Origin of the sequence: Streptomyces sp. P17, assembly GCF_032436805.1 — a bacterium.
In the GTDB taxonomy this organism is placed as follows: domain Bacteria; phylum Actinomycetota; class Actinomycetes; order Streptomycetales; family Streptomycetaceae; genus Streptomyces.
Genome location: NZ_JAVRBF010000100.1, coordinates 1 through 19,600 on the forward strand (window position 1 = coordinate 1; position 19,600 = coordinate 19,600).

At 73.6% G+C, this 19,600-nt stretch carries 20 protein-coding genes; all 20 read right to left on the reverse strand.

The genetic code is table 11. The features are described 5' to 3' along the window. Positions 1 to 377, reverse strand: a 377-nt coding sequence (locus RMT89_RS37525) for an AMP-binding protein (RefSeq protein ID WP_315888248.1), incomplete at its 3' end; no start/stop codon positions are given. 42 nt (positions 378 to 419) lie between these two features. Beyond that, positions 420 to 638, reverse strand: coding sequence for an MbtH family NRPS accessory protein (locus tag RMT89_RS37530; protein WP_315888249.1), 219 nt, complete (start codon positions 636 to 638; stop codon positions 420 to 422). A 43-nt stretch (positions 639 to 681) separates the two neighbouring features. After that, on the reverse strand, positions 682 to 1,680 hold the full coding sequence (sbnB, locus tag RMT89_RS37535; protein ID WP_315888250.1) for a 2,3-diaminopropionate biosynthesis protein SbnB: 999 nt from the start codon (positions 1,678 to 1,680) through the stop codon (positions 682 to 684). Positions 1,681 to 1,743: 63 nt separating this feature from the next. Beyond that, positions 1,744 to 2,529 (reverse strand): FkbM family methyltransferase, encoded by a 786-nt coding sequence (locus tag RMT89_RS37540; protein WP_315888251.1) that lies wholly within the window; start codon positions 2,527 to 2,529, stop codon positions 1,744 to 1,746. Continuing rightward, complete coding sequence (locus RMT89_RS37545) at positions 2,526 to 3,845, reverse strand: condensation domain-containing protein (RefSeq protein WP_315888252.1); 1,320 nt, start codon at positions 3,843 to 3,845, stop codon at positions 2,526 to 2,528. The genes RMT89_RS37540 and RMT89_RS37545 overlap by 4 nt, the downstream gene beginning before the upstream one ends. A 7-nt stretch (positions 3,846 to 3,852) precedes the next feature. Beyond that, positions 3,853 to 4,836: a 2,3-diaminopropionate biosynthesis protein SbnA gene (gene sbnA, locus RMT89_RS37550; protein ID WP_315888253.1), complete on the reverse strand. Its 984-nt coding sequence runs from the start codon at positions 4,834 to 4,836 to the stop codon at positions 3,853 to 3,855. Positions 4,837 to 4,850: 14 nt separating this feature from the next. After that, complete coding sequence (locus RMT89_RS37555) at positions 4,851 to 5,129, reverse strand: acyl carrier protein (protein WP_315888254.1); 279 nt, start codon at positions 5,127 to 5,129, stop codon at positions 4,851 to 4,853. After that, positions 5,126 to 6,868, reverse strand: a complete 1,743-nt coding sequence (locus tag RMT89_RS37560) for an acyl-CoA dehydrogenase family protein (RefSeq protein ID WP_315888255.1) — start codon at positions 6,866 to 6,868, stop codon at positions 5,126 to 5,128. Before RMT89_RS37560 ends, RMT89_RS37555 begins: the two co-directional genes overlap by 4 nt. Beyond that, the gene (locus RMT89_RS37565) at positions 6,865 to 10,296 is read right to left on the reverse strand and encodes an AMP-binding protein (protein WP_315888256.1); all 3,432 of its coding nucleotides are present in this window, start codon (positions 10,294 to 10,296) and stop codon (positions 6,865 to 6,867) included. The genes RMT89_RS37560 and RMT89_RS37565 overlap by 4 nt, the downstream gene beginning before the upstream one ends. 352 nt (positions 10,297 to 10,648) lie before the next feature. Then, a complete protein-coding gene (locus tag RMT89_RS37570) occupies positions 10,649 to 11,347 on the reverse strand; it encodes a 2-hydroxychromene-2-carboxylate isomerase (protein ID WP_315888257.1) in 699 nt (232 codons plus the stop codon). After that, positions 11,344 to 12,096, reverse strand: a complete 753-nt coding sequence (gene fabG / locus RMT89_RS37575) for a 3-oxoacyl-[acyl-carrier-protein] reductase (RefSeq protein ID WP_315888258.1) — start codon at positions 12,094 to 12,096, stop codon at positions 11,344 to 11,346. The genes RMT89_RS37570 and fabG overlap by 4 nt, the downstream gene beginning before the upstream one ends. Positions 12,097 to 12,107: 11 nt before the next feature. After that, a complete protein-coding gene (locus RMT89_RS37580; protein WP_315888259.1) occupies positions 12,108 to 12,611 on the reverse strand; it encodes a 3-hydroxyacyl-ACP dehydratase in 504 nt (167 codons plus the stop codon). Next, complete coding sequence (locus RMT89_RS37585; RefSeq protein ID WP_315888260.1) at positions 12,608 to 13,024, reverse strand: hypothetical protein; 417 nt, start codon at positions 13,022 to 13,024, stop codon at positions 12,608 to 12,610. Before RMT89_RS37585 ends, RMT89_RS37580 begins: the two co-directional genes overlap by 4 nt. Next, complete coding sequence (locus RMT89_RS37590) at positions 13,021 to 13,395, reverse strand: acyl carrier protein (protein WP_315888261.1); 375 nt, start codon at positions 13,393 to 13,395, stop codon at positions 13,021 to 13,023. The genes RMT89_RS37585 and RMT89_RS37590 overlap by 4 nt, the downstream gene beginning before the upstream one ends. Further along, positions 13,392 to 14,504 (reverse strand): beta-ketoacyl synthase N-terminal-like domain-containing protein, encoded by a 1,113-nt coding sequence (locus RMT89_RS37595; protein WP_315888262.1) that lies wholly within the window; start codon positions 14,502 to 14,504, stop codon positions 13,392 to 13,394. The genes RMT89_RS37590 and RMT89_RS37595 overlap by 4 nt, the downstream gene beginning before the upstream one ends. A gap of 43 nt (positions 14,505 to 14,547) precedes the next feature. Beyond that, positions 14,548 to 15,378, reverse strand: coding sequence for an SDR family oxidoreductase (locus tag RMT89_RS37600; RefSeq protein ID WP_315888263.1), 831 nt, complete (start codon positions 15,376 to 15,378; stop codon positions 14,548 to 14,550). Then, positions 15,372 to 16,400 (reverse strand): beta-ketoacyl synthase N-terminal-like domain-containing protein, encoded by a 1,029-nt coding sequence (locus tag RMT89_RS37605; RefSeq protein ID WP_315888264.1) that lies wholly within the window; start codon positions 16,398 to 16,400, stop codon positions 15,372 to 15,374. The genes RMT89_RS37600 and RMT89_RS37605 overlap by 7 nt, the downstream gene beginning before the upstream one ends. Then, positions 16,381 to 17,559, reverse strand: a complete 1,179-nt coding sequence (locus RMT89_RS37610) for a beta-ketoacyl synthase N-terminal-like domain-containing protein (protein WP_315888265.1) — start codon at positions 17,557 to 17,559, stop codon at positions 16,381 to 16,383. The genes RMT89_RS37605 and RMT89_RS37610 overlap by 20 nt, the downstream gene beginning before the upstream one ends. Further along, the gene (locus RMT89_RS37615; RefSeq protein WP_315888266.1) at positions 17,556 to 18,530 is read right to left on the reverse strand and encodes a hypothetical protein; all 975 of its coding nucleotides are present in this window, start codon (positions 18,528 to 18,530) and stop codon (positions 17,556 to 17,558) included. The genes RMT89_RS37610 and RMT89_RS37615 overlap by 4 nt, the downstream gene beginning before the upstream one ends. Next, entirely contained in the window at positions 18,527 to 19,468 is a 942-nt protein-coding gene (locus RMT89_RS37620; RefSeq protein ID WP_315888267.1) for an alpha/beta hydrolase, read from the reverse strand. The genes RMT89_RS37615 and RMT89_RS37620 overlap by 4 nt, the downstream gene beginning before the upstream one ends. Positions 19,469 to 19,600: the final 132 nt, after the last annotated feature.

The following is a 19,600-nucleotide window of genomic DNA, read 5'->3' on the forward strand; positions in this document are numbered from 1 at the left end:
GGCGGCGTGAGGTGCCGCGCCCCCGCCTCCCGTACGACCGGGGCCAGTTCGGGCCCGGCGAGGACGAAAGCGGCCCCCGCCTCACGGACCAGGCCGGTCAGGCGCGCGGGCGGCTGGGCGGGGTCGAGCGGGACGTATCCCGCTCCGGCCCGCCACACGCCCAGGAGCGCGACGACCAGATCGACGCACCGGGGCAGGGCCACCCCGACGAGCGTCTCCGGACCCGCGCCCAGATCCCGCAGACGGCGGGCCAGGTGCAGTGACGCACGGTCCAGTTCCTCGTACGTCACCACCCGGGAGCCGTCCACGACGGCGGCCGCGCTCGGGGTACGGAACGCCTGCTCGGCGAAGCGTTCCGACAGCAGTTCGGCGTTCACGGTTACTCCTGTCACAGACCTGGGCGTGGGTGGGCGCGGGATTCAGGCCGCGGACGACTCGTGCATCTGGCGGCGCAGGCTCGCGGGACGCATGTCGGTCCACACCTCGGCGATCCGGGCCAGGCACTCCTCGCGGCTGCCCTCGGTGCCCTCGGCGTGCCAGCCGGCGGGCAGCTCACGGCCGGCGGGCCACAGCGAGTACTGCTCCTCGTCGTTGAACACCACGCGCTGGCGGGGGCCGTCGTTCTGTTCGGCGGTCATCGAAACTCCTTGATGAGAAAGGGAATTGAGGGATATGGCTCGCTCAGGCGCTGAGGAAGTCCTCGACCTGAACGCCGAGGCCGCGCCGGGCGGCCTGTTCGCGCACGAACTCGGCGAGGGCGAGGTCGAGCACGCCGAGGCCGAACGGGGAGAACACGACGGGCCGGTCCGCCTCCCGGGGCAGCACGGCCGTGCCGCGCAGCAGCGCGCCGATCGGGGCGGCGACGAAGTCGCGGTGGCCGACGGCCCGCTGGGCGAGGTCGAGGGAGGTGCGCTCACGGCAGACGTGGTCGGTGTCGTCGACGACGTTGACCGCGCCGAGGATCGTCTCGGCGGTCAGGTCGCGCAGGGAGATGTGCAGCACCGTGGTGCCGGGCCCGCAGGCGGTCAGGTCCATGTGCGGGGCGGCGGCGGTGGTGGCGAGGGAGACCAGCCGGTGGGCGCCGAGCGCCTCGGGGAGGCCGGTCACCGGGTACGCCTTGACGTCGGGCGCCACACCCCGGCACTGCTCGGCGAACGCCTCGGCGCGGGCCGGGTCCGTGTCGTACAGGGCGGCCTCGGTGAGGCCGGGCAGGGCGGCGGCGAGGAAGCGCAGGATCTCCCGGTTGATGACACCGCAGCCGATCAGCAGGACGGAGGCCGGCGGGTTCCCGGCGGTCAGCTCCCGGGCGGCCAGCGCGGCGCTCGCGGCGGTCCGCTTCGCGGAGATCACCGAGCCCTCGCAGAAGGCCACCGGGTGCCCGTTGCCGAGGGAGTTGAGGACGATCGCGGCGCTCGCCCGCTCGATGCCGGCGGTCACATTGCCCGGGAACGAGGAGATCCACTTCATCCCGGCGACCGGCCGCTCGCCGCCCCGGTACGCCGGCAGCCCGATGATCCGGTCCCGGGCGTGCCGCTCCTCGGGGAAGCGCAGGAAGGTGGAGTGCGGCAGGGACGTGAGCCCCTCGTCGTGCAGCCGGTAGGTGTCGGCGACGAGGTCGATGATCTCCGTCTCCCGGCCGGACAGCACGTCCGTCACATCGGCACGCCGGAGGATCAGCATGGGGTTCCCTCTCTGCGGGGCGGATCGGATGCTCCGATGCTCCGACCGGCCGCTATATGGGCCCTATACGGGGCGTTCGGCCTCGACGTCGTACAGTGCGGTGCCCGCGAGCAGCGGGTCCTGCGTCACCCGTACGTCGAATCCGTGGCCGTGCAGCAGCCGTCGTACGGCGTCCAGCCGGCCGTCCTCGTCGTGCACCTCGGCGACGACGGCACGCACCCACGGCCAGTGCGCGGCGTCGATGCCGCGCAGCACATCGAGCTCGGCGCGCTCCACGTCGACCTTCAGCAGGTCGACGCGGTCGAGGCGGTGGCGCTCGATGAGCGTCGAGGCGGTGACGGCGGGCACGGTGAACTCGACGCCGTCGTGCAGGCCTTCGAGCAGCTCACCGGCGTCCTCGGGGTCGATCCCGCTGTTGTGCAGGAAGGTCCGGGTGATGTCGTCGTCGGCGGCCCGGTCGGCGTACAGGCCGGAGTTGCCGGGTGCCTCGGGGTAGTAGGTGAAGCGGAGCACGCCGGGGCGGTCGGAGACGGCTGTGCGCTCGGTGTGCCAGTCGCCGTCCGCGTGCTCGGCGAGGTTGCGGCGCAGACAGGTGTGCAGGGCGGGGGCGGGTTCGGCGGCGACGAGGCGCAGGCCGGGCGCGGTGCGGGCGCAGAGCACCGACATCAGCCCGATGTTGGCGCCGATGTCGAGGAGCGTGTCGCCGGGCCGCAGCCGCCGGGCGGCACGGTCGTAGCCGCCCGGCGGCAGCATCTCCCGCCACATCGCCACGGCGGCCGGGCCGTTGACGCACCACACCCCCGGTCCGTCGGGCAGCTCCTGGCGCTGCGGTGCGGTGGCGTCGGTCATGGCGCTCCCGCCCCCAGTGCCAGCAGGAAGGTCAGGTCGTCCGCGGCGGCCAGGGACACTTCGGCGGCCCTGGTGTCCGGGGTGTCGAGGGAGGCCTCCAGCAGGCGCAGCCAGGTGTCGCGGAAGCGCTCGATGGTGGCGGCGTCGAACAGGTCGGTGTTGTAGCGCAGGACGGCCCTGAAGTCGCGGCCACCCTGGAGAACTTCGGCCGTCAGGTCGAGCTGGCCCTCCTGCTGCGGTACGTCGCACAGCTCGGCGCGCAGCCCGCCCAGGAGCACGGGCCCCTCGTACAGGCCGGGGACGGGCAGCCGGTCGGCGGCGACCAGGGTGCAGGAGATCCGGAACAACGGGCCCGTGCTGTCGAGCAGTTCGACGGGGTACCGGGCGTGGGCGAGGCCGGTCCTGAGCTGGCTCTGGGCGTCCTGGACCGCTGACAGGAGGGTGGTGTCCGGGGTGAACCGGGCGGCCATGGGCAGGGCGTTGACGTAGTAGCCGACGGCCTGCCGGCTCTGCGGGGTGAAGCGGGTGGTGGCGGGGCAGCCGATGAGGAAGCCGTCGCCTGCCCCCAGGCGGTGCAGGGCGGCCTGGAAGGTGCCGAGCAGCCAGGCGAACGGGGTCAGCGCGTGCCGGGCGGCGGCCTCGCGCAGCCGGTCGGCGGTGGCGGCGGACACGTCGAGTTCGACGGTGGCGCCGTTGAGGGTGCGCTCGGCCGGCCGGGGCCGGTCGGCGGGCAGTTCGGCGGGCCCGAGCCCGGCGCACACCCCGCGCCAGTGCCCGGCCGCCCGCCGCCCGCGCGGGGAGTCGATGAACGCGCGTTCCTCCAGCACGCGTTGGTCCCAGTCCACGGAAGCGGGCTGGGGTGCGTCCTCGTACGCGGCGAACAGGTCCCGCACCAGCAGCCACTGCGAGGTGGCGTCGCTGACGATGTGGTGCGTCACGGTGACCAGCACGGCGTCGTCCTCGGCGCGGCGCAGCAGCACCGCCCGGAACGCGACCTGCTCGGCCAGCCGGAACGGCTCCTGTCCTGCCCGATGGGCCAGCCGGAACAGTTCCTCGTCCCCGGCGCCCGGCACTTCGCGCACATCGAGCCGTACGGCCTCGGCGGGGACGGTGACGCGCACCGGGCCCTCCTCGCCGGCCGGGAAGCGGGACCGCAGGAGTTCGTGCCGGGTGGCCAGCGCGGTCAGCGCCCGCTGGAGCCGGCCGGTGTCCACCCGGTCGCGCAGCCGTACCGCGAGGACCACGTTGTAGGCGGGGCTGTCGGGGGCGAGCTGGTGGGTGAGCCAGAGTCCTTCCTGGCCGACGGAGAGGGTCACGGTGGGTTCAGCCCTTCCACAGGTGGGACACGTCGCCGAAGTTCCGCAGCACCCATGCGTCGTCGTAGATCGTGTCGAGGTAGCGGTCGCCGCCGTCGGGGAAGACCAGGACGCAGTTCGAGCCGTCGGGGATGCTCTCGCGCAGCTTGCCGAGCGCGGCGACGGTCGCCCCGGAGGAGCCTCCGGCCAGTACCGCCTCCCGGCCGATGAGCCGACGGCAGGCGACGACGCACTCCAGGTCGGAGATGTGCACCACGTCATCGGCTGCGGAGGCGTCCATCAGCGGCGGGACGACGGACGCGCCGTGCCCCGGGATCAGCCGCTGGGTGGACTCCAGGCCGAAGATGGCGCTGCCCAGGGCGTCCACGGCAACGATCGTGGTGTCCATGCCGCGGGCCCTGATGTGGTCGCGGCAGCCGCGCAGGGTGCCGAAGGTGGACACCGAGCAGAACAGGTAGTCGACCTTGCCGTCGAGGGCCTCCTCGATCTCCCGCATGGTCGTCTCGTGCGCCAGGGGGTTGAGCAGGCTCGCGTACTGGTTGGGCCAGTACGCCCCCGCGGTCTCGGCCACCAGCTCGCGCACCCGGCGCAGCCGCACCGGCAGATACTCGCCGGTCAGCTCGTCGCGGTCGGTGACGACCTCCACCTCGGCGCGGAAGGCGCGCAGGATGGCCAGGTTCTGCTCGGTGGTCTTGCCGTCGACCACGCAGATGAAGCGCAGCCCGAAGTAGCGGCAGATCTGGGCGAGTCCGACGGCCAGATTGCCGGAGCTGGACTCTACGATCACCGACCGGCCGGGCACCACCTCGCCGCTGCGGATGGCGCCGAGCAGCATGCCCAGCGCGGAACGGTCCTTGATGCTGCCGCCGGGGTTGAACCGCTCGATCTTGGCGAAGACGCGGGAGCCGAACTCCGGCAGCAGCCTTTCCAGTTCCACCAGAGGGGTGTTGCCGACGGTCGAAAGAATGCCTGGGAACGTTTTCTCGGGCACGGCTGCCTCTTCCGTTATCCGGCCAGCTCGGCCGCGAGGTAAGCGGTGATCGCGTCGATCGTCGGGTGGTCCCAGGCCATGGTCGGTTCGACGACCAGGCCGAAGCGGTCCTCGACGTCTCCACACAGGGTGAGGGCGAAGACGGAGTCGAGTCCCATCTCGGCGAGCTGGGCGCCCTCGTCGAGGTCGGCCGGGGATCGCTCCAGGTAGTAGGCGACCCGGTCGGTGAGCCAGGCGCGGATGGCCTGGGGGCTGGTGTCGACGGTGGTGGCGACGGTGGTGGTGTCGTTCACGGAGTGACTCCTCGGTCGGAGGCGGAACGGCGGGCGAGCCGTCCGCGGTACAGGTCGAAGGTGAGGTCGGCCTCGTGCCGTGCGGCGAGCTCCGCGGCCAGCCGGGCGACGAGGGGTTCGGGCAGGGGTCCGTGACGCAGGCCGAGCCGCTGGGCGAGCCGGTGCAGTGCGGCGGTGGCCCACAGCGGGTCGGCGAGGAAGCCGTCGTCGGCGGTGTGCCGGATGCCGAGGCAGGCGGCGGCCGCGAGCAGCAGCGTGTAACGCTCGGCGAGCAGGAAGGCGCGGCGTCCGGCGACGGGGGTGCGGTCGCGGGGCGGCAGGGCGGCTGCCCGGCCGGCGAGTTGGCCGAGTTCGGCGGCGAACAGACGGGCGAACTCGGCGAGTTCGGGATGCTCGGAGGTCTGCTCGGCTTCGGCGAGCATCGACAGCCGGCCGGCGAGGGTGTCCGCGCCGCGTGTGGTCAGCTCCAGGCGGCCGAAGTCGAGTTCGGGCAGGGGGTCGTCGAGCCGGAAGAGCGCGTCCGGCGCCGGTTCCTGGGCGAGCGCCCGCTCTGCGAGCCTCGGCAGCTGCGGGACGATGTTGGACAGGCACACCGCGCCACTGGCGTGGGCGAGGGCGACGACCGGCAGGTCCCGGGCGGCCTTCTGGAAGACGGCGTAGGGCCCCTCGCGCAGATAGCTGCGGGCGCCGAGCACGGTGCCGAGCCGGTAGGAGCTGTCCTGGAGGAGCTTCGGCACCAGGTACTTCACGGCGGCGGAGCGCACGCTGGCCTCGTGCGGCAGCAGATGCAGCGACCTCGCCGCCACGGCGGACAGGGCGTCGCAGATCAGCAGGTCGACGAAGGCGTCCGTCAACGCGGCTCGCACCTCGGGGAGTTCGGCGACGGGGCGGCCGTACAGGTGCCGTCGTGCGGTGAAGTCGAGGACGGTGCGCAGCTGGGTGTCGCCGACGCCGACGACCATGCCGGGCAGCACGCTGCGGGTGACCTGGAAGACCTTCAGCACGGTCTCCATGGCGGCGCCGCTCGCGCCGACCAGGGCGTCCGCCGGTATGGGGACGGCGTCGAAGTCGATCCCGCCCAGGCGGCAGCCCCGTACGCCCGAGGTGGGGTAGCGGCGGGAGCGCTCGGTCCGGTCGTCGAGGTCCACCAGGAAGTGCGAGTGGCCGCGGCTGCCGGGTCCTTCGCCGGTGCGGGCGAACAGGACGGCGGCCTCGGCCCGGCCGATATTGTTGACGAGCTGCTTGCCCCCGTCCAGCACATACCCCTCGGGCACGGGCCTGGCGGTCAGGGAGATCCGGGCGAAGTCGCTGCCGTGGTCGAGCTCGGTGTAGGCGGCGGCGATCCGGCCGCCGGACAGCAGCAGGTCCGCGGCCTTGCGCCGCTGGGCGTCGCTCCCGTCGGCCCACACGGGGAGCCCGGCGATGAAGCTGGTGACGCCGTGCCCGATGCCGAGCGCGCAGTCGCGGCGGAACAGGGCGCGCATGAGCTGCGCGAACCGGTCGGCGCGCGTGAAGCGCCCCCCGAGGGCGGCGGGCACGAACTCGGCGGCGAGCCCGAACTCCGCGAGCGCCCGCTCCCCTTCGGGCAGCAGCTCGCCCCGTTCATCGGCGGCGAGGACGGCGGCGAGACCCAGCGGGTTGGCCGGGTCATGGGGGTCCCCGAGCAGCGTCTCCAGACGGGCGACGCGGTCGAGCACGGGAGCGGCGGGGGCGGCGGGGCCGGTCAGCAGATCCGTCATGCCGCGTCCTTCGTCGAACGGTCGGCGGGGCCCTCGGCCAGGGGGCAGGGCAGCAGGGAGAACAGCAGTCCCTCGTCGTACTGGGCGTGCAGCGGGGGCAGCAGGGCGTCCAGCGCGGGGCCGTCCAGGTCGTCCAGGTCCGCCTCGCCGGTCAGCCGGCGGTTCAGCCGGGCCAGTACGGCGTCCAGCCAGGCGGCGTCCTGCCACAGCGGTCCGGTGGCGCGGCCGGTGCCGGTGTTCTCCAGCCACAGGTGCAGTGCCGCGGCCCCGGCGTACACGAGCGCGTAACGGCGGGCCGACGCGAACGCCTCGGGGGGCACCGCGCGGGCCGTGTGCCGGTGGGCAGCGAGTTCTCCGTGCAGCTCCCCGGCGAGGGCGAGGAGGCGCTCGGCGCGGGCGGCGACGGCGGGCGGGGCCAGGGTGCGGGCGCGCTCGACGGCCTCCGGCAGCGACTGCACGACCGCGATGCCGGCGCGGGCGTACAGCGTGAGCCGGCCGTGGTCGAGTTCCGGCACCGGACCGTCCAGACGGGCGGCGGCGGCCACCGCGCCGGAGTCGGCGAGATGCCCCCGCCAGCCTCGGATGAGCACCGGGAACTGGTTGACCAGGGAGTTGAGGTTGACGGCCGTACTGCCGTCGAAGATGCCGACGATCCGGTGGTCGCGCTCCAGCTTCTGGAAGGCGCCGTCGGCGAAGTCGTCCACCAGCATCGCGCGGGCGCCGAGCGCCGAGCGCAGCGCGCCGATCACCTCGTCGCCGAGGGTCGGCACCAGGTACTTGACCACGGCGGAGACCGCGCTGAGCTCCTCGGTGAGGGTGTGCGCGGAGCGGGTGGCGACCAGGCTGGCCGCCTCCATGGCGAGCAGGTCGGCGTAGGCCTCGGCGAGGGTACGGGCGGTGTGCGGGAGGTCGGCGAGCCGGCGCTGGTAGAGGCGGTGGGAGCGGGCGAAGTCCAGGGCGATGCGCAGCGCGTGGTCGGTCATGCCGAGCGACATCGCCGAACAGAGCGTACGGGTGATCTGGAAGCCCTTGAGGATGACCTCCAGGCCCTCGCCCTCGGCGCCGACGAGGGCGTCCTCGGGCAGTTCGGCGCCGTCGAAGGCGATACCGCTGATGTCGGCGCCGCGCACCCCGTGGGTGGGCACCTTGTCCAGGGCCCGCCAACTGCCGTGCTCCAGCCGCGCCTTGTCGACGAGGAACATGCTGAACCCGCGGCTGCCGCCCTTCGGATCGGTGCGGGCGAGCACGCACAGCAGCTCGGCCCGGGTGGCGTTGTTGATCAGCCACTTCTCGCCGTCGAGCCGCCAGCCGGAGGCGCTGCGCTCGGCCCGCAGCTCACCCGCGAGCACATCGCTGCCGTGCTCCCGCTCGGTGAGGGCCAGGGAGACCACGGCGCCGTCCGCCACCCGCCCGCCGAGCGCGGCGGCCTGCTCCGGCCGGCCCGCCACCCACACGGACACCGCACCCAGATACGTCTTGACGTGCCCGAGCGCCACCGTGAAGTCCCGGCGCCCCAGGGTACGGATGAGCTGCAACAGCTCCTCGCTGGAGCGCAGTGCGCCGCCGTGCCGGACGGGCACGAACCAGCGCGGCACCCCGAGTGCGTCCAGCTCCCGGCAGCTGTCCGCGGGGAAGGCCTCGGCACGGTCCAGCTCGGCGCTGCGGGCGTAGGAGAAGGGGTTGCTCTCGTCGGAGGGATCACCGAGCCGCTCCTCCAGGTCACGGCTGAGGGCATGCGGATCCCAGGGGTTCACCCGGGCGGCGACCTCTGGACTCAACTCCTCGTGGAGAGCCTGGAGTTCACGGCTCTCGAACAGCTTGCGCATCAGCGTGCGCTGGATCTTGCCGCTGGTGGTGCGGCGGATCCGCCCGGTGCGGACCAGCACCAGACCGCCGACGCGCACGCCGAGCCGCTGGGCGAGCCGGGCCCGGGCGGAGCGCGCGAGGGCGGCGAGCTCCTCCTCGCCCACTCCACGGCTGCGCACCTCCTGTACGGCGACGATCTCCTCGCCGGCCCGGGAGCGCACCGCGAACACGGCGGTCGGCAGACCGTCGAACGCGGTCTGGGCCTCCCGCAGTTCACGCTCGATGTCGTGCGGATAGAGGTTCCGCCCGTGCACGATGATCATTTCCTTGATGCGGCCGGTGACATACAGCTCGCCGTCGCGCAGCGCACCGAGGTCCCCGGTGCGCAGGAATCCGCCGGCCCCGCCGGCCGTGACGGCACCGAAGGTGCGGGCGGTCTCCTCGGGCCGGTTCCAGTAGCCGAGTGCCACACTCTCCCCGCGGATCCAGATCTCGCCGACGCGCCCGTCGGGCAGCTCGGCGAGGCTGTCCGGGTCGACGATCCGCACATCGAGCCCGCCCACGACCCCGCTGCCGGCCAACTCCTGTGCGGGACCGTCTCCTTGGACGACCTCGCCGCGGGCCAGCGCGTCGGCGTCCGCGCGCAGCACGGTCGGCGGGAGGTCGGCGGGGGTGCCGGAGACGTAGAGGGTGGCCTCGGCGAGGCCGTAACCGGGCAGCAGCGAACTGGCCTTGAAGCCCGCGGAGGCGAACCGCTCGGCGAAGGCGGTGAGGGTGGCGGCGTGGACGGGCTCGGCGCCGTTGCAGGCGTAGCGCCAGCTCGACAGGTCGAGTCCGGCGGTCTGCTCCTCGGTGAGGCGGCGCGCGCACAGGTCGTAGGCGAAGTTCGGGGCGCAGCTGATGTCGGCGCGATGCTTCTCGATCAGCCGCAGCCAGGACACGGGCCGCTTGAGGAAGTCGGTGGACGACATCAGCACCGCGGTGCCGCCCAGGTACAGCGGGGCGAGCATCATCGCGATCAGGCCCATGTCGTGGTAGGCGGGCAGCCAGGTGCACCAGGTCATACCGCCGTGCCAGCCGTGCCGGTCGCGCATCAGACCGAGGTTGTGCACGAGCGAGCCGTGCGACACCATCACGCCCTTCGGGTCGCTGGTGGACCCGGAGGTGTACTGGAGGAAGCAGAGCGTGCCGGCCGCGACGGGCACCTCGCGCCACGCCTCGGCGTCCCCCTCCCCCTCGGCGCTCTCGACCGTGAGCACGTCGAGTCCGGGCAGCGCGCGCTCCACGGCCTGGGCACTCGCCGCGTCCGTGAGCACGAGCCGCGCCCCGGTGTCGGCGGCGATCGCGGTCGTACGGGACTCCTGGCGCCCGAACCCACCGGGCGCGGGCACCGGCACGGGCACCGCGCCCGCGTACAGGCAGCCCAGGAAGGCCCGCAGAAACCCGGTACCGGCCGCGCAGGACACCAGCACACGGTCCCCCGGCACGACCCTGTGCCCCACGGCACCGGCCACGGCCCTTGCCCGACGGTCCAGTTCGCCGTAGGACAGCTCCTCCTCGCCGGCCTCCGTCCGAAACCGGACGGCACACCGCGCCGGCGCGGCGCCAACCCTGCCCCGCACCGCCCTGACCAAGTTCTCGAAGCCGGACACCCCAACTACCCACCCTCTGCGACCACTTGAGGCCGCGCTAACCCAGCAGCGGACTGACCCCAGCGAAACGCCGGGGGCTATGCGGCACCTATATGTGGATCTACGGGCCGCAAAGGGGTGGGCGGTGCACGTGGCGGGGGCCGCGGGTGAGCGGGGGCTGATCGCGCAGTTCCCCGCGCCCCTTTCGGAGCGCTGCCCGCACCCGAGTCAGGTGTCGCTGGGGCGGCACCCGTCGGACGCCGGGCAGCACAAGGGCCGCCGTACGACACCGGGGGGTCGGCGTCGTACGGCGGCCCTGTTCTGCGGCCGGCCCGGGGGAAGGTCAGCCGCACCCGCCCGCGTGCCCGTCATCGACGGACACGGGCGACGCATCCGGCGTACCTACAGCGTCAGCAGCACGCTTCGCCGCCAGCGCAGCGACAAACGCGGGCAACCGGTCGACCCCCCAGTACTTGTCGAAGTGGTCGACGAAGAACGGCACCCCGAACACCCCGTCCCGCTGGATCTCCAGCAGCACGCGCACGCCCGCCGCCCGCAGCGAGGAATCGTCCGAGGCGCAGGACAACTCCTCCGGGTCCAGGCCGAGTTCCGCACCGAACCCGCCGATCACCGCCCGGTCGCAGATGTCAAGACCCAGCTCCCACCGGGCTCGCTGGGCGAGCGCGATGTACTCGGCACCCTTCCCGTGCCGCGCCGCCGCGAGATACCCCAGATGCGGCACCTCCCACACCGGCTCCCGGTCCACGGGCCAGCTGAACGACAGCCCACGCTCAGCCGCCAGCCGCCGTACGTCCTGAAGGATGTAGCGGTGCTTCTCCGGCGACATCGGCGTGTACGGGAAGGCACCCCCCGCCTCGGCCAGCAGCTTCCGGCTGAGCTCGTCCGGCTCGAAGAACGGCACCCACTCCAGCGCGGAGGCCGTATCCGGATGGCGGTCGAGCAGATCCCGGTACGCCAGCCAGGAGTACGGGCTGCGCAGGGAGAAGTAGAAGCGCGGCGGTCTCCTGCGCCTGGCGCTCACAGCGCGATGCCCCCGTCCACCTGGAACACCTGCCCGGTGATGTAGGAGGCCTCGGGCGAGACGAGGAAGGAGACCAGCGAGGCGACGTCCTCCGGCTGCCCGAACCGCTTGAGCGGGATCCGCCCGAGCATCTCCTTGGAGACCTTCGGCGGCAGCGCCGACGTCATGTCCGTGTCGATGAACCCCGGCGCCACCGCGTTCGCCCGGATCCCGTGCCGCCCGCCCTCCTTGGCGAACGAGCGCGTGAAGCCGATGATCCCGGCCTTGGACGCCGAGTAGTTGGTCTGGCCCGCGTTGCCCGCGACCCCGGCGACCGAGGACAGCGTCACGACGGCGCCGCCGCCCCGCCGGATCATCGGGAAGGTCACGGCCCGGCACAGGTGATAGGTGCCGTCGAGGTTGGTGCGCACCACCGCGTCCCAGTTCTCGTCCTCCATCAGCACCAGCGGGCTGTCCCGGGTGATGCCGGCCGAGGTGACGGCCGCCCCGGCCGGACCGAGCTCGTCCTCGGCCGCGGTGACGAACTCCCGTACCTGTGTGCCGTCCGCGACGTCCACGCGCCGTGACAGCACCCGCCGGCCCAGCTCGCGCACCTCCTTCTCCACCAGGGCGGCGGACTGTTCGTCGGAGCGGTAGCAGAAGCCGATGTCGTAGCCGTCCGCGGCCAGCCGCAGGACGACCGCGCGGCCGATGCCCCGCGAACCGCCGGTGACCAGTGCGACCTTCTCGGCGGCGTCAGTTTGGGACATGGGTCCTCTCCTCACACAGTCAGCAGGGCGCGGTCGGGCGCCGGAAGCAGCTCGTTGACATCGCGCAGCGCCACCACGAACGCGCCGATCCGCAGTACCTCGCGCCCGCCGGCGTACGTCTCGCCCGCGAGGATCGCCGTCTCGTCGACGGCCTTGACCAGCCGTACCCGGTGCTCCAGCACATCCCCGGGGTAGGCGCGGGCGGAGAAGGCCACCTCGTTGATGGAACCGGCCAGCTCCACCTTCCCGGCGAGCACGTCCGGGTTGGGGGTCTCCCACACCGACAGCAGCACCGCGGACTGCGCCCACGACTCGATGACGAGGGAGGTCGGATAGGCGTAGTCCTCGGCGGCGGCGTCCTGGCCGAGCGGGGCGTAGCACGGCTCGTTGCCGGAGATGGCCTTGTACGCGGTCAGGCTCTCGCCCACCACCACGTCCGCGACCCGGTCCACCAGCAGGATCTCGCCCCGGTGCGGAATGGTGCTCTTGATCCGCTCGATGCCGTGCACGGTCACGGGGTCTCCTCGTCGGGGTTCTGCTTGGGGCGGTAGCGCAGCTTGAGGTCGGCGACCTTCCCGCGGTTGGTGGCGACGGCGGCCTTGAACAGCAGCCCGGCGGCGTTGTCGACCACCGTGACGTCGGTACGGACGCGGTCGCCGGGGAAGACAGGGCGGTGGAAGCGGCAGCGGTCCATGGCCACCAGCTCGACCTCGCCGCTCCCTTCCTGTGTCTCACGGGCCCGGCCGTGGGCCCAGGTCCGCACGGTCCGGTCGGCGGCCTCGATGAGGAAGACGCCCGGCAGTACGGGGAATCCCGGGTAGTGCCCGGCGACGATCGGCCCGTCGACGGGCGCGTCGAACGCGGCGACGGCGCCCTCGGGACCGGTACGGATCAGCTCCAGGTCGCCCAGCGGCGTGGCGGCGCTCATGCGAGCTCTCCCCTCTTGGCGGAGAGCAGCTCGTAGGTGTCCCGCAGCGAGGTGATCGAGGTCAGCTCGGCCTCGGCGAGGCGCACGCCGTACTCCTTCTCCAGGCGCACGGCGATCTCCAGCGCCATCAGCGAGTCGACGTCCAGGTCCTCCACGAAGTGGGCGTCGTCGGTGACCTCGGCGACATCGAGGTCCAGCACATCGGCGACGAGGTCACGCAGCTGCTCAGTGTCGAGGGCGGCGAGCGCGGGGGCGATGACGGATTCGGGCATGGGGTACACACGTCCTTCGGGATGGTGGTTGGCGTACGAGTAGTGGACGAGAACCCGCCGCAGCCGCTCGCCACGGCGGCCGGCCCCGGCGGCGATCACGGCGTCGCCCGCAGGACGACCGCGCCGGCCTGGCCGTCGGGGTCGACGGAGGTGATGAGGACCGGGCCCTCGGCGCCGGCCGCCAGGGCGCCGGCGAGTTGAAGGGAGGCGGAGGCGGCACCGCAGTCGCCGACCAGTCGGCGCAGCCGCAGCCGGGGCGGGCGCTGCTCGCCGAACAGGTCGGTGAGGGCCGCGTCCTCCCGGGCGCCGAGCGGCCCGCCGGCGTCCGAGGGCACCAGCAGTTCGACCTCCTCGGGCGTCACGTCGGCCTCCTTGAGCGCCTCGGCGGCGGCCCGGGCGACGACACCCTGGGCCCGCTCGACGTCGGTGAAGGCGAGGAAGCGGGACGCGGCGAGGGAGGCCACCGGCGTACGGCCGTGCGCGCGGGCCCGCCCGGCGGACTCCAGCAGGAACAGGGCGCAGCCCTCGCCGAGCGGCCCGGCCGGCTGGCGGCGCGCGGAGCCGGTGCGGGCCCGGTACTCCAGCCAGGCGCGTTCGGCCGAGAACTCCTCCACGGCCCCGCACAGCACGGCCTCGCAGTGCCCCTGGCGCAGCAGCCGGGCGGCGTAGCTGAGGGCGAGCAGTCCGGTCGGCGCGCCTCCGGCCACCGTGGTGTTGGGGCCGCGCAGGCTGTGCCAGATGGCGCTCTGTCCCGCGGCCTTGTTCATCACCGTGTTGGGGAACAGGGCCGGATCGACGTGGAAGGGCTTCTCGCCGCGCAGCGAGTCGCGGGTGAAGTCCATGATGCTCTGCACGCTGCCGTGCCCGGTGCCCAGCACCATGCCGACGGCCTCGGGGTCGTCCCCGGCAAGGCCCGCCCCGGCCGCCTCCAGCAGCATCCCGGCGGTGGTGACGGCGAGCGCGGTGGCCCGGTCCATGGACCGCGTCCCCTTGCGCCCGAGCACGGTCCGGACATCGAACTCCGGTATCCGCCCGGCCCGTTCGTACGGACCGAGATCCGCGCCCTCGTCGGCGACACGCACCGCGTCGCGCTCCTGGCGTACCCCGTCGGCGAAGGGCCGGGCGCCGAGTCCGTACGGCGAGATGGCCGACCATCCGGACACGACCAGGGTGTCCGGGCCCGCCCCGGTGGCAAGACTGACACTCATCGCTGCTGCTCCTGTGGGTGAAGGGTCGTGAACTGGCGGGTGATCAGGCGGACGCCGGTGTGCCCCAGGCGCCGGCCGCGGCATGCAGCTCCGCGCCGTCGACGCCGATGGTGTTTCCGGTCAGCCAGGAGGAGGTGGAGCGGGACAGCAGCGCCACCGCCTCGGCGACGTCGTCGGGCCGGGTGAGCCGTCCGTGCGGGTTGTTCTCGGCGGCGCGCTCGATGTAGCCGGCGTGCTCGGGGATACGGCGCAGGGCGGGCGTGACCGTCGTACCGGCCCGCAGCGCGTTCACCGCGACTCCGCTCGTCGCCAACTCGCAGGCGAGCTGGCGGACATGGGCCTCCAGGGCGCTCTTGGCCGCGGAGACGGCGCCGTAGCTGGGCAGCGCCTGGGAGGTGCCGGCGCTGGTCATGGCGTACACCTTGGAGCCGTCGCGCAGCAGTCCCGCGGTGAGCAGGTCCTGGGTCCAGTAGACGAGGCTGTGCGCCATGACGTCGAGGGTCATCTCCAGCTGGCGGGCGCTGATCTGCTTGTCCCAGCCTGCCCGCGGCGTGAACGGCACGAGCGTGCCGAACGCCAGCGAGTGCACCAGGATCCGGATACCGCCGGTCGTCCCCGTCAACTCCGCGAGCTGCGGGACGAGTTCGGCGCGGGTTGCCTTGGCGGCGGCGTTGGCGTTGAAGAAGTGCGCCTCGACGCCGAGTGCGCGGATCTCCTCGACGAGGTCCTCGACCTCCTGCGCGCGGGAGGCGGTGTCGAAGTGCACACCGGCGATGTGCACCCCCTCCCGGGCGAGACCCAGGGCGATCGCCCGCCCGATCCCACTGGACGCCCCGAGAACCAGGCACCAGCTCCCTTCGAGTGACTTCAGCATGCGAGGACTCCTGTGGACGAGAGGGCGTTGACGGAAGGGGTCACCCGGACCAGAGCGACGTGCCCGTCCCCGCGGGCGGCGACGACGAGCCCACCGGCTGCGAGGGCGTCGGCGACAGCGAGGGCGGGGGCCAGGCAGCCGACAGAGGCGGCGGTGCCGGAGGGCGAGCCGAGAGCCGCGGCGACCGTCCCCGCGACCGCCGACCCGTCGAGATCGAGATGTACGGCGGGGGCGGCGCCCACCGGATCGCCGGTCAGGTCGGCGAGCGCGGCGCCCAGGCGGCGGGCGGCGCGTTCCCGGCCCGCGCTGTCCCTGAGGGAGTTCGGGGCGAGGAACAGCGACCGGGCCCGTACCGTGCCGTGGACGCGCGCCCCGCGGGCCCGGGCCGCGGCCGGCGGTTCCAGGGCGAACACCACGGCGCCCTGCTGACCGCCCCCGCCGCGCCCGGCGGGCACCGGCTCCTCGACCGCCGCGAGCACGAGCGAGTCGCACCGCCCCGCGGCCAGCGCCAGCGCACCGGCGGACAGCGCGTCCGCGGCGGCCGTGCCCGCCGTCGCGACGGTCAGCGCGAAGCCCTTCAGCTCCAGCTCGGCGGCGAGCCGGTTACCGAGCACATTGACGGCGAAGTAGGGGGCGGTCGCCGGGGACAACGCCCCCGCGCCCTCCTCGGCCACCGTCACATCCATGGCGTCGCAAACCCCCGCGAGCCCGGCCCCGGTCGCGAGCACGAGCCCGCGCCGGTCGGCCGGCACCGCGTCGGGCCGCCCGCCGTCGGCGACCGCCGCACGCGCGGCGGCCAGGACGTACTGCGCGGCCGGCGGCAGGTACTTGTAGCCACGCGCCCCGAGCCGCGCCCGGTGGTCGAACCACCCCTCGGCACCCGGCCGGGCGGCACCGCCCGCCGCGAGGGCGTCCCGGGCCGAGGCCCCCCAGGGGGACACGACACCGACGCCGGTCACGGCCAGCTCGCCGTAGGCCGCCGACGGCACCGAAGCCACAGCCTCAGGCAGCGTCCCGCTCATCACCCGTCACCCCCTCCAGCACCACCGACGCGTTGTTCCCGCCGAATCCGTACGCGTTGACCAGCACCCGCCGTGCCTGTGCCGCCAGCGGCAGTGGTGCCCCCTGCGGCAGCAGGACCTCGCACTCGGGGTCCTGGTCGCGCAGCGGCACGTTGGGCGGGATCTCGCCGTGCCGCAGGATCAGCGCCGCCGCGACCGCGCCGAGTGCGGCGGACGCCCCGCCCGCGTGCCCGAGCAGCGCCTTCAGGCTGTACAGCGGCACCCGCGAGGCACCCGGCCCGAGCACCCGGTGCAGCGCCCGGCTCTCCAGCACGTCGTTGAGCCGGGTCCCGGTGCCGTGCGGCACCACGCACCCCACGGACTCCGCAACCGGCCCCACGGCCTGACGCATCGCCCGTACGATCTGCTCGCCGTCGGCCCCGGGGGCCGTCGGATGATCGGCGTCGCAGCTCCAGGCCACGGCACCGAGCCGTACCGCCCCGGCCGCGGCCCCGCGCAGACGCGCATGTTCGGCCGACTCCACGACCAGCACCCCCGCGCCCTCCGCGAACACCGTCCCGGCCCGGTCCCGTTCGAAGGGCCGGCACCGTTCGGCGTCCACCGCGCCGAGCCGGTTGAAGCATCCGAGCGCGACCCGCGAGTACGCGTCGGAACCCCCGGCGATCACCACATCGGCCTCGCCGGCCCGCACCAGATCGGCCGCGACGCCCAGCGCGTAGGCACCGGCGGCGCAGGCGTTGCCCAGGTCGTGGACGGTGCCGTACACGCCGAGCTCGGCGGCGAGCGCCGCCGCGAGCCGGAACGGCGGCGCCCAGCCGCCCTCCGGGCCCCGCCCGCGCTCGTTGCCGCCCGGCTCGCCCATGCAGCTGCCGAGCACCACGGCCGTACGGCCGTCCGCGAGCGCGTCCGCGTCGAGGCCCGCGTCGGCCAGGGCCTCCCGGGCGGCGAGCGAGGCGAACCGGGTGGCCCGCTCGGCGGTGAGGTCGGGGTCCGGCACCAGGCTGATCAGCGGCAGCTCCATGCGGGCGAGCGGGTCGGCCGGCCGGTCGGGCAGCCGGACGCCGGCCGCCCGCATGGCGCCCCACAGTGTGTCGGCGCCCGCCCCGTGGCAGGTGACGGCGCCGATCCCGGTGACCAGGACCTCGACCTCGGACTTCATGCCGTCCGGCCCTCCAGGGCGGCGTTCATACGGTCGTCGAAGGGCACGAGGCTCCAGTCGCGACGGTTCTCGATCACCGCGTACCCGTGGGTGATCCGGCCGGTCGCGGTCTGCACGAGCTCGCCGTCGCGCACGACGTAGGTGTCCATACGGGAGTCGTAGGTGAAGCCCTTGAAGACGTTCTCGACGGTGAGGACGATGTACAGGTCCTCCTCCATCCGCGCCTCGTCGAGGACCGTGATGCGCGAGTGCGGCACGACCGGAATCCAGTTCTGCTCGTCGAGCAGGGTCTTGATGGACACCCCGCGGTCGGCGACGAGCCGGTCCTTGGCCTCCTCCATCAGGCGCAGGTAGCCCGACATCTGCTGGCGCTCGGTGAAGTGGCAGTACCAGTAGGGGATACGGAACTTCCAGGCGTACGCGTTGCGCCCGGCCGTCAGCTCCTTGACCAGGTCGTCCGCCGCGAGGTCGGCCCCGACCGGCTCGGGCGTCCAGCCGGGCCTGGCGGACAGCTTGTCGACGGCGTACGGCGCGAGCGGCGCCGGCACCGGCAGCTCGCCGCCGCCGCGCGGGTCGAGGCGCAGCTGGACGCGGACGGTGGAGGTGACCGCCTTGAGCAGGGTCTCGCGCTGCACGCGCAGGGTCACGGCGAGGACCAGCTCGTCCGCCTTGGCCTTGCGGTGCGGCTTGACCTCGGCGACGGCGGTGTCGTCGATGTGGAAGGCGTGCAGGATGCGGGTGTCGATGTCGACGATGTCCGTGCACAGCCCGTAGACCTCGTAGATCGTGCCCGGGGCGAGGCCTGCCTGGCGCAGATGGTTCAGTACGGCTTCCTCGACGAGGTAGTTGACGTGCTTGAAGCCGATCCAGGTGCAGATGTTGGAGCCCTCGTAACGGGGGCGGATCTCCAGGGAACTGGGCTCCTGGAGGGCGAGGACCGCGGCCTCGATGTCAGCGGTGTTCGTGGTCACGTCAACTCCGGTGCGTAGGGAGGGTCAGGAGGGAAAGGTCGGGTAGGGGTGCCGGTGCCGGCCTCGGGAACGGCGTTACGGATCAGTTCCCGTACGGCGTCGGCGAACCGCTCGGGCTGCTCCGCCATGGCGAAGTGCCCGCAGCCGTCGAACAGTTCGAGCCGCCCGTCGGGCAGCGCGGCGGCCAGCGCGGCGGCATCGTCCGGCGGGGCGGCGAAGTCCTCGGCCCCGGCGACGACGAGCACGGGCATCCCCAGCGCACCGACGTCGAGGAAGGGGCTGCGCAGATAGGCGCCGAAGAACTGCTGCCAGCCGTACGGCCCGATCCGGTCCCGCACCCGCAGGGCCATCGCGGCCCGCAGTTGCGGCGACAGCCGGTCCCCCGCGCTGATCCGCAGCCCCTCTTCGAGGATGCGGTGGAAGCCGTTGAGGTAGTACGCGGCGTCGTCCCAGCTGAACTCGGCCGGACCGCGCCGGTGGAAGGGCGCCACGGCCACGATCCCGCGGGGCCGCGCGTCGCGCCGTACGACGGCCTCCAGGGCGGGCCCGACGGTGAACGAGTGCGCGACGAGCACGTCGACGCCTCCGGGCACCGCGTCGAGCGCGTGCGCCACATGCTCGGCGGGATCACCGAAGAGGCTCCAGTCAGGATCCCCGTCGGCCCCCCAGGGCAACGCGCCGTCCCACAACTCGACGCACTCCGGGGCGAGTCCCTCGTACGCCCGCCACACGGCCGTACTCCCGGCGAGCCCGTGCAGCACGAGCACCCGCACGGCCGCGCCCGGCGCCCGGGAGGCCCGCCGCAACCGCACGACGACCTCCCGCCGCCCACCGAGCCCGAGCCCGGCACGGCGACCACCCTGGACGGGTGCCGCCGCTTGCACGACGGCTCGCGCGGCAGGCCCGGCCGCCGTGGCACGGTCCCCCGAGCCAGGCACAAGCCCACCAGCCCGCGCCCCGCACGCACCACCCTGCATGGGCCGCACAACCCCTGGTGCCGCCGCTTGCACGACGGCTCGCGCGGCAGGCCCGGCCGCCGTGGCACGGTCCCCCGAGCCAGGCACAAGCCC

What these genes read in the sequence shown, in the direction of transcription:
- RMT89_RS37530 (WP_315888249.1), bottom strand. Translation starts at nt 638, where the DNA reads ATGACCGCCGAACAGAACGACGGCCCCCGCCAGCGCGTGGTGTTCAAC.
- sbnB (WP_315888250.1), bottom strand. Translation starts at nt 1,680, where the DNA reads ATGCTGATCCTCCGGCGTGCCGATGTGACGGACGTGCTGTCCGGCCGG.
- RMT89_RS37540 (WP_315888251.1), bottom strand. Translation starts at nt 2,529, where the DNA reads ATGACCGACGCCACCGCACCGCAGCGCCAGGAGCTGCCCGACGGACCG.
- RMT89_RS37560 (WP_315888255.1), bottom strand. Translation starts at nt 6,868, where the DNA reads ATGACGGATCTGCTGACCGGCCCCGCCGCCCCCGCCGCTCCCGTGCTC.
- fabG (WP_315888258.1), bottom strand. Translation starts at nt 12,096, where the DNA reads ATGTCCCAAACTGACGCCGCCGAGAAGGTCGCACTGGTCACCGGCGGT.
- RMT89_RS37585 (WP_315888260.1), bottom strand. Translation starts at nt 13,024, where the DNA reads ATGAGCGCCGCCACGCCGCTGGGCGACCTGGAGCTGATCCGTACCGGT.
- RMT89_RS37595 (WP_315888262.1), bottom strand. Translation starts at nt 14,504, where the DNA reads ATGAGTGTCAGTCTTGCCACCGGGGCGGGCCCGGACACCCTGGTCGTG.
- RMT89_RS37600 (WP_315888263.1), bottom strand. Translation starts at nt 15,378, where the DNA reads ATGCTGAAGTCACTCGAAGGGAGCTGGTGCCTGGTTCTCGGGGCGTCC.
- RMT89_RS37605 (WP_315888264.1), bottom strand. Translation starts at nt 16,400, where the DNA reads ATGAGCGGGACGCTGCCTGAGGCTGTGGCTTCGGTGCCGTCGGCGGCC.
- RMT89_RS37610 (WP_315888265.1), bottom strand. Translation starts at nt 17,559, where the DNA reads ATGAAGTCCGAGGTCGAGGTCCTGGTCACCGGGATCGGCGCCGTCACC.